This is a genomic window from Humibacillus sp. DSM 29435 (assembly GCF_001758225.1).
Classification (GTDB): domain Bacteria; phylum Actinomycetota; class Actinomycetes; order Actinomycetales; family Dermatophilaceae; genus DSM-29435.
The window spans coordinates 1-7,993 of sequence record NZ_MAST01000038.1 but is presented as its reverse complement, the minus strand read 5'-3'; the positions used below and the strand labels follow the sequence as shown (position 1 = coordinate 7,993).

At 65.3% G+C, this 7,993-nt stretch carries 8 protein-coding genes; 4 read left to right on the top strand and 4 right to left on the bottom strand.

The window, feature by feature from the left end; translation table 11 throughout:
• Positions 1-420 precede the first annotated feature (420 nt).
• Together BA895_RS18005 and BA895_RS24750 are read left to right on the top strand one after the other, a co-directional pair.
• Positions 421-798 carry a DUF4825 domain-containing protein gene (locus tag BA895_RS18005; protein ID WP_175442377.1) on the top strand — a complete coding sequence of 126 codons (378 nt, stop codon included), beginning with the start codon at positions 421-423 and terminating at the stop codon, positions 796-798.
• 420 nt (positions 799-1,218) lie between these two features.
• Positions 1,219-1,344 (top strand): hypothetical protein, encoded by a 126-nt coding sequence (locus BA895_RS24750; RefSeq protein WP_256388458.1) that lies wholly within the window; start codon positions 1,219-1,221, stop codon positions 1,342-1,344.
• A 187-nt stretch (positions 1,345-1,531) separates the two neighbouring features.
• Here the strand turns inward: BA895_RS24750 and BA895_RS18000 are convergent, their stop codons facing one another.
• A complete protein-coding gene (locus tag BA895_RS18000; protein WP_139142758.1) occupies positions 1,532-1,993 on the bottom strand; it encodes an ATP-binding protein in 462 nt (153 codons plus the stop codon).
• Positions 1,994-2,759: 766 nt separating this feature from the next.
• Here BA895_RS18000 and BA895_RS23695 point away from each other — a divergent pair.
• On the top strand, positions 2,760-3,647 hold the full coding sequence (locus tag BA895_RS23695; RefSeq protein WP_139142757.1) for a hypothetical protein: 888 nt from the start codon (positions 2,760-2,762) through the stop codon (positions 3,645-3,647).
• Between the two features lie 188 nt (positions 3,648-3,835).
• Here the strand turns inward: BA895_RS23695 and BA895_RS17990 are convergent, their stop codons facing one another.
• Positions 3,836-5,125, bottom strand: a complete 1,290-nt coding sequence (locus tag BA895_RS17990) for an ISL3 family transposase (RefSeq protein WP_070193276.1) — start codon at positions 5,123-5,125, stop codon at positions 3,836-3,838.
• Positions 5,126-5,785: 660 nt separating this feature from the next.
• Here BA895_RS17990 and BA895_RS17985 point away from each other — a divergent pair.
• Positions 5,786-6,112: a TnsA-like heteromeric transposase endonuclease subunit gene (locus tag BA895_RS17985; RefSeq protein ID WP_070193275.1), complete on the top strand. Its 327-nt coding sequence runs from the start codon at positions 5,786-5,788 to the stop codon at positions 6,110-6,112.
• Between the two features lie 374 nt (positions 6,113-6,486).
• On the opposite strand, the gene BA895_RS17980 is transcribed toward BA895_RS17985, so the two are convergent.
• Positions 6,487-6,867, bottom strand: coding sequence for a hypothetical protein (locus BA895_RS17980; protein WP_070193274.1), 381 nt, complete (start codon positions 6,865-6,867; stop codon positions 6,487-6,489).
• An 836-nt stretch (positions 6,868-7,703) separates the two neighbouring features.
• The coding region (locus tag BA895_RS17975) for a transposase (RefSeq protein WP_139142756.1) at positions 7,704-7,993 on the bottom strand (290 nt) is incomplete at its 5' end.

The following is a 7,993-nucleotide window of genomic DNA, read 5'->3' as shown; positions in this document are numbered from 1 at the left end:
CTCAACGCGGCAGAGTCGGACGAGCGTAGCCGTCCTCAACGCGGCAGAGTCGGACGAGCGTAGCCGTCCTCAACGCGGCAAATCCGGTAAACGTCTCACCCGGATAACCGGGCGGGCGTAACCGTCCTCAACACGGCGGATGCGCGCACACTTGGAGCCATCGTTTCTGACGCGCCTGCGTCACCGTCATGAACATGCGCAGATGCCAACGAGAGAACGCTGCGAAGCGGGCCCTCGAGCCCTGAGCGAAGCGGGACCCCCTGCACCACCGGCTACAGTCATGTCGCGACCCTGCGCCTGGGGCGCCCGTGAGCGAACGGGAGATCTGCAGTGGTACCAAAAATGGTCTGCGCGATGCTGCTCGGGGTCGTGGCCCTCACTGGATGCACCACGGGGCCCGAGCCGGCTCCGAGTAGTGCAGTGAGCCAGGCCGACAGCATGTGGCAGAGCCGCACGGCTCACCTGGGTGAGAACTCCAAGGTCATCGCCCTCACCGCTGACGCCGGGTTCGGTGCCATGGGCACGCAAACGCTCACCCTGCACACCGAGTCCACGCCGTACGCGCTGACGGTGGCCTACACCGCCCTGGACAAGCCGTTCAACACCGTCGACTTCACCCCGCAGGCCACGCTGCTCCTCGGGACGATCGCCAACCTCGACCGGGTTGAGGTCACCGCCGGCACCGACCGTTTTGCGCTGACGTCCACACAGGCCAGCGCCAACCTCGGCTTCGATGTCAAAGAACTGGGCCGGAACAAAGACAAGCTCCTCGCATACTCGCGGTCTCTGGCCGACTGACGCGCGGACGGGTGCCGTCGGCCGCAACTTCGGGTGCCCAACAGCGGGATGGGGCGCAGTCGCTGGCGCCGGTTGCACCCGCTCCGCGGCAATAGCGGACGTTCCCGTCTCCGCGGGTTCAGGCGAACATTGCCGTTCCCAAGTCGGAGATCCCAACACCAAGGACCCGGCCCGGGGAGCGATCGTCTAACCCGCACTGGCCGCCCATCCCAACGCTAACCTCTTGGCATGTCAGCAACGAGGTCTCACTGGTCGCGCTGGGCTGTAACCGTTGGGCTGTTGATCGCCGCGGGAGCGTGCATCGCCGCGATGAACTGGTACAACATTTGGATGTCCTTCGCGCAACTGGACATTGATTCCAGTCGAGCGACAAGCCCCGTGACCCTGGAGTCACAGGCCACCTTCCTACAGTGGGTCCTCGTGACGCTGATCTCCCTCGTGGTCTCTACCGCAGCCATGGCGAGCACGTGGATGGGCCGACCCAACGCCGACGCCTCCGATCGCGGCTTCGTGCGCGGCGAACGCCTCGAGGCACCGAACCAATAAGGGCGACCTCTCACCAAACATCGGCTACCAGCGGTAACCACTCAGGACGGTTCTTGGGACGCGGCCGTGCGGGCGGTGGCTACGTCAACCCAACGTGGATCCCCTCGCACCGGTGAAGCTGGCCCCACGTGGCACTCCACGCCAAACGCACCCGCTCCGCGGCATGAGATTGAGTGGGTGTGCCTGGTCAGATGAGGTCGACGCGGAGTGACGGGAATGCCAGCAGATCCTGGTCGGTCGGTGCTGAGGGGCCAGTGATCTCGGTTCGGAAGGTGACGCTCGTCCCGCTCCGCACGCGAGGCTCCAAGGGTGCGAGCTCTTCGTCAGGGATGCCGCGACGGTAGGTCTGGGACCACGATCCGTCGTTGCGGTGGTTGTCGTGAATCAGTTCGCTGCTGAGCGCCGCGACCGTCGACATGCCCCATCGCGGGAGGCCATCCGGGAGCAGGGGGGAGCCAGCAGGATCGGCGAAGCGCACGTCGGCGGTGGCCATGACGGGCTTGCGAACAATCCGCCCGTCGCTGTCTCGTCGTGTATCGGTGCCTCGACCATCGTCGTCAATGGTGACGTGCCCGTCGGCGTGCAGGATCACGGTGGCGTGGCCGGTTCGACTCTGGCTGTGCGCCTCGTCGTTGGCGTAGGCCAGCACTTCGAGGATGAGGTGGCGCCGGCCGCCGGCCGCGCCGGGTTAACCGAGTCGGCGCCTCACGTCGGCGAGGTGTTCGGGATCGACGTCGCTCCTCCACTCGTGCGTGGTGGTGGTCCAGGATGATCGCTCGCTCACCGTTCGAGCCTAGGTTCTGAACCGCCCCAACTCAGAGGCCACGTGGCCCGCACTTCGTGGCCTTTCACCCGCTCCGCGGCAAGATCGGACGAGCGTAGCCGTCCTCAACGCGGCAAGATCGGACGAGCGTAGCCGTCCTCAACGCGGCAAGTCGGACGTTCGACCAGGGCGTGTTGGGCCTCGCCGTTGACCATCCGGCCCATCCGGCGCTTGGGGTGCGCCGCCTGTTGTTGCTTCGACGTGGCCGCGGGCGACGCCGTGAGGGCAGCGGTGGAGTGCGGCCTGGTTAGTGCTCAGCACTGCGAGTAGGGCTTGGTGGTCGGGTTCGGCGTCGCCGGTGTCGGAGTCGGCTTGGTCGGAGTGCAGGTGCCTCTGTTGGCCTTCGGCACGGGTGGTCTGATGGTCTTCTCGATGAGCTCGTGGATCTTGTCGTAGTCGGGACGGACCGAGTCGACTCGCTGAAGGGATCGGGAAGTGGCACCGTCAACTTCGCTCAGGTGCTGCGATCTACGTATCAGGCGGGTGTTGTCGACACGCTGCTGCCCGGCTGGGCAAAGACTGTGATGGTTGTAGGGCCGGTTGTTCCGGGGGCGAGTGTCCCGATGCCCGTTCGCGTGCCAATACTGGTGTCATGAGCCAAGGGCGCACCGTAGAGACGGCACATGAGGCGTGGATGCGCCAGCTGTCCATCTCGATGTGGTTTCGCACCTCCGGCCGAGATGAGTCCCTGATCTTGGCCGACGAATGGACTGACAGGATCGAAGCCGCGCTCCGTGAGAATTTCCCGCCTTTCGATGGGAACGACGTCGGTGAGGTTGGTCGGCTGGTGCTTGTGGCGCCCCCGAACAGTTTCCGAGTCACCGGCAGCGTCCTGGAGCCAACCGTAAGTTTTTCCCGAGCGCTCAAGCGACGGAGAAACGTAATCGGCGGCAACAGTTACCGAGAGATTCGAGGTGTCCCATCAATTTCCATCGACTTTGAGATTGGTTTGATTCCAACCGATCTGGGTGAGACTGCTATTGGGCAAGAACTTCGACTGGACTGCGCTCTCTGGGCGCTCCCTAGCTTGGCGCGCGAAGCAATCTATAGGATCGCCGATAACATTGCTTCAGCGCGCGACCTTACGTATGGGCAGGTAGGACACGCGGGACGCCTTCCCAGTTTCGCAGAAGACCACCATGCACAACTGGGCCCGAACCAGGGCTGGCAGATGAGACAGTTGCGCGGTTACGACTGGATGACGTGGGTCCCGCCGCGACTCGCTGCACAGATGAGTGCCGGTCACCGCGCCTATGCCAAAAGCCACCTTTTTGAGGTAGTGGAGTGGGAAACGGGTCTTTTGCGTCTACGCGCCACGGATCGGCCGGAGACGTTCGACGAATCCTCCTTGCGACACCTGTTCCATTCGATCGCTGAGTTGCTGCCAGACGGTCCGCCGGAGCAGTTCGATGACGACGATCTGCTACCTGCCTCAGTAAAACCCATGCTGGTTTACGAAGACGCCCGCGACCACCACTGAACTAAGCCCTGTCATGTCGGAGCCACATTCGGGTTTGCGGGTGAGCGGATGAATCGATGAGAGCCAGCGTGACCGCCAGCGTGACCGCCCTGAGAGGGGCAACCTCCTCAACACAGGATCCCGAAGGTGACGACGGAATGCCCGCTGCTTATGTGGCTCTCCGTATTTGAGCGGGGCGGTACTTGATTTCATGCTGCCGTTCTCTGCCCTCGAGTGAGGGCGATGTGGACCATGATGCGCCTTCGGTAGTTGTCCATGTTGCTGAAGCCGCACCCGACACGCTTGGTCTGCTTGATGATCCGGTTGAAGCCCTCGGTTCTGGCGTCCGTCACGTCCTCGGTCAGCGCGACCAGCACGGCCGGCCACCACGTCTCGATCGTGCCGGCGAGGCGGGTCGTCTCTTCGGTGTCAGCCCTGGCTGCGGCGTCGTAGAAGTCGAACAACCGGGCTCGGATCTTGACCGGTTCGGACTCGCCGAGCAGCAGCCGTAGGCGTTCCTTCACGGCGTGCGCGGCGCCGATCTCATTGGTCGGGTCTTCCGCGGCGAGGGCGGCGTTGAACCGGGCTCGCTGGCGCACGCTGAGGTGTTCGAACCCGGTCAGCAACAGCTGCCTCGAGGCCCAGACCTTGTCGGTGGCGACACCGCGGCGCCCGTGCAGCTGCCGGGCGATCCGCTGCCTCACTTGGGTGACCATCAGGTTCGCGAGGGCGACGAGGTGCCACTTGTCGACCGCGATCCGCGCACCCGGCAAAGCGGTGCGGATACCGGCCGCGTACGGCGCGGACGGGTCGATCACGACCACTTCGACACCAGCCCGGAACGCCGGGGTTTGTAGCGCGAGCCACTCGATCACGCACCCCCCGGAGCGTCCCGGCGTGAGCCCGAGCAGCCGCCCCGCAGTCGTGGTGTCAGCGTTGACGAAGGAGGTCATCCAGGGGTCTGAGCGCTTCCACCCGGCTTCTTCCAGCACCCACCGCACCGACCGGGCGCGGGTCTCATCGATGCCGAGCACCCGGGTCGGCTCCGGCTCGGGCAGCCACCGGGCCGCCAGGGTGATGAGCGCTCGATGGGCCGTCGCCCACGCCACCTGGTACTCGGCGGCGACCTCGCTGACCGCGCGGTTGCCTGATGCAATCGCGGAGCCGATCTTTTCCCGCAACCGGCTCGTGAGCCTGGCCCGGGCCGGTACCGCGACCGACTGCTGCGTGAACGACCCTGTAGGACAGGCCGCTTCGCGGCAGAGTAGGCGCCGCTTGAGCCACCACAACTGCGTCGCCTGGCCGCAGGCGGGCAGGTCTTTCACCCGCACCAGGGGCCGCTCCTTGACCCTCGAGGTGAGCACCCCACAGCCCGGGCAGGCGCCCTCCCGATCGCTCACCTCGATGATGACGCGGACCGTGCTCGGATCGATTCGGTTCAGCTGCAGGACGGCGAACTCGTCCTCCAACCCGAACAGCACTGACGTACTCTCGTTCATGCTCGTGGCCTCGCTGTTGTCGCGTTGTAAGAGATCAACAGCATGCGGGGCCACGAGCCCCATCAACTACCCAGCGCCCCGCTCAAGTACCAAGAGCCGCTTATGTCCGTCGGCAGGGTCGGCTGCCTTCTTCCGGAAGGGTCCGGGTGGACGAGCGCCGATCGAAAACGCGCCTGCACGTCCTGGCTACCCTCTCCGAGGTGCACGCTTACTGACGGTCACCTGGGTCGGTTGTGCGCAGCCGACCATCGGCACCCGACTACTGGTCAGCAGAGACCGTTGGTGGCATGTGGCTGACCCGAACGGCCCAACGGACTCTCGACCAACGTCCGCTCATCGGCATGTCCGGAAACACGTGCCTGCTGAGGATCCGGACAAGTTAGTGGGCCGACAGCCGTCCCGGCATCTCGCGCTGCAGGTCAGGGCTCGCCCCTGTGACAGGTCGGGCGGGAACCTACACACTTGTGGGATCCGGATTAACTTGTCGTTGTCTCGGCTTTCTTGTCGCGAGGGTGGAGCCTGTGGGTGTGAGCCGGTCGCCGCGAGGCGAGGTGGAGTTTCGCTACACGTCCTGCCAGGGCGAGGACGTCGTTGGCTGCGGCCCGGCCCGATCTGGTGGCAGCTGGGCTCCCCGTGCGTCGGTTCGGCTCGTATACGGGGATGCGGCACTACCCGGGCTGGTGGTGGTCAGCGACTACCGGTGACCTGGTCGGCCACGAGAGCCTGTCGGAGCGGGACCGGCTGATGCTGGCCGACTTCGACCGGGACGTGGTCGCGATCGCCAGCCAACCGTTCGGTATCACCGGCGATACCGGCGACTCGAGCCGCCGGCACGTGCCGGACTACCTGCTGCGCCTGGCCGCCGGAGCCGTTGTCGTCGTCGACGTGAAGCTACGACGGGCCGGCCCTGAACCTCTACCGGGGCCGGCGCTCCTGCCACGGCGGGGCCCACCCGGGCAAGTGGCCCTTGCTGGTCGACGTCGATGACGGCCGCCGGGAACGCAACCTCGCCCTGCGCCTGGCCTGTCAGAAGAGCGACCGGTCTGACGAGGACGACGCGCTCTCAGCGACGGATCGGGCGTCACTGCCTGGGGTCATCGACCTGATCAGCCGACTACCGCTCCCCGACCCCACGCAGCGGCCCGGGCAGGGAACGGTCACGCCGATGACCTGGACGTGTTCGAGCGGTACTACGCCGAGCACCCCGAAGGGGCCGGGTCGGGGGTGTTCGAGGAATGAGCAACCCGCGGGCGCACTGGCTGGCCTGCAACGGTCCGGGCTGGTTCGTGCTCTCCTCCTTCCGTTGCGGCCGAACGCACCCGCCCTGCGGCAGTTCCGAATATTGCTGCTCGTGCCACCGGTCACACGCTCGGGGGCGTTTCGCCGTAGATTCGGCGCGAGAGCCACCGCGGTCGTTGCGGCCAGCGAGCTTCCCATTCGTCCCTGAGCAGGGCATTGGCGAACGCGACTCGATCCGTCGGAATAGGAACGCCCACCATCTGGGCGTAGCGCCTGATTCGGAACGTGAGGTCGCCGCTGTCGTTGCGGCCGGTGTCGGTCAATACGACCGTCTGGCCAGCCGCAGAAGCCTCGATGACGTTGCCTTGGTCGGTGTAGATCGCCGGGTACTCGGCCGCCTCGACGTCGACGGCCTCCATGTAACCGGCCGCGTCCTCCAGGCTAGGGAACGCGAGAAGGTCCTGGTCGGCCGTGAAGACGAAGATGGCTCGAACGGGTGTCATCTCCTCATTCTGTAGGGCCGCTCCTCAACCGACACGCGGCCGAGTCGGACGTCCCGTCCTGCTCGTGGCAGCATCATGCGCTCGTCTGGCCGTTATTCCTGTGGTGGGTGAAGGCTCCCGATGGGGATGGTCGTTGTGCCCGCGGGACAGTCCCACCGGGCCGCTGAATCGGTCTCTCCGAGGGGGGAATGCCCCTCGCTGCTTGTCGTGAGGTCCGAGCGCTGCCGCACGTAGAGGGGGTGTCGACCATGTTCCGGACACACCGGCCAGGTGGGGTCCAGGCCCTCCCTCCACAGCAGCACCTGAAAAAGGTCCTGCGCTGAGAAGGCGATACGGCTGGTGACCTCGGTGCGGCTCCCACTGTCGGGCCACAGTTCCGTTGGCCTGGACGGTGGATGGATGGCCAGACTGTCACCCCCATTGAGGTATCCGAGGGCATCCCATACGGGGGGCTCTCCGATGGGTGCCGGTTTCGTGAACGACGGCGCCGATCCCGTTGTGAGGGTCGGGGTTGATCGACAGCTCGATGCTCAAACTGGTGGTGGCGGCCAGGTCGCGCACGACGGCCTCGGAGCATGAGCGCATGAACTTGCTGTCCGACACGCCCCGAGCCTCTCACCGCGCCAAGGTCTAGTGGTGGCGGCAGTCTCTTCGTTCCTAGGAAATGCTTTCGGCGTGCGGGGCACCTATCTTGAACATCCGCTAACTCGAAAATAGATGCGGGTGAGACTGGTGATGCTGATGGTGCATTTTCAGCCCGGAACGGGCCGCCCGCCAGGGCGACAGAAGACTAGTCCGTAAATGGCTCTCCGCATTTGAGCGGGGCGGTACCTGATTCATGCTGCTGGTCTCTGCCCTCGGGTGAGGGCGATGTGGACCATGATGCGCCTTCGGTAGTTGTCCATGTTGGTGAACCCGCATCCGACACGCTTGGTCTGTTTGATGATCCGGTTGAAGCCCTCAGTGCGGGCGTTGGTCACATCCTCGGTCAACGCGACCAGCACGGCCGGCCACCACGTCTCGATCGTGCGCGCCAGGCGGGTGGTCTCCTCCATCTCAGCTCGCGCGGCCGCGTCGTAGAAGTCGAACAACCGAGCCCGGATCAGGCGTGGTTCGCACTCGCCCA

Excerpts from the sequence above, each read along its gene's own strand:
- BA895_RS17985 (WP_070193275.1), top strand. The coding sequence starts at position 5,786 with ATGCGGCACTACCCGGGCTGGTGGTGGTCAGCGACTACCGGTGACCTG.
- BA895_RS17990 (WP_070193276.1), bottom strand. The coding sequence starts at position 5,125 with ATGAACGAGAGTACGTCAGTGCTGTTCGGGTTGGAGGACGAGTTCGCC.
- BA895_RS17980 (WP_070193274.1), bottom strand. The coding sequence starts at position 6,867 with ATGACACCCGTTCGAGCCATCTTCGTCTTCACGGCCGACCAGGACCTT.
- BA895_RS23695 (WP_139142757.1), top strand. The coding sequence starts at position 2,760 with ATGAGCCAAGGGCGCACCGTAGAGACGGCACATGAGGCGTGGATGCGC.